The sequence below is a fragment of the Variovorax sp. Soil_C_33 genome (assembly GCF_057656935.1).
The window spans coordinates 1-322 of sequence record NZ_JBDGJK010000059.1; the positions used below are offsets into that span (position 1 = coordinate 1).

Annotated in this window: 1 protein-coding gene and 1 pseudogene; both read left to right on the forward strand. The window is 64.0% G+C overall.

The window, feature by feature from the left end:
• Window positions 1–183, forward strand: a pseudogene (locus tag AC3A6B_RS29915) (methyl-accepting chemotaxis protein); the annotation flags it as partial.
• Between the two features lie 10 nt (window positions 184–193).
• On the forward strand, window positions 194–322 hold a 129-nt coding region (locus AC3A6B_RS29920; RefSeq protein ID WP_487840253.1), incomplete at its 3' end, for a chemotaxis protein CheW.

Below are 322 nucleotides of genomic sequence, written 5' to 3' on the forward strand. Positions count from 1 at the left end.
CAGATCAACCAGGCGATCACGCAGATGGACCAGGTGACGCAGCAGAACGCGGCGCTGGTGGAAGAGGCGGCGGCTGCGGCGCAGTCGATGCAGGAACAGGCCGGCAGCCTCGTCGAGGCGGTCAGCGTGTTCCGGCTGGATGTCGGCACCCGGCCCGCTCTCCCCCAATTTCAAACCTCATGAAGAGACGCAGATGAACGCAACAGACACATCGAAGCAGGCCGCGAAGCCGCTGGAATTCCTTTCCTTCACGCTGGGCGAGGAGGAGTACGGCATCGACATCCAGAAGGTGCAGGAGCTGCGCGGCTACGACGCGGTGACG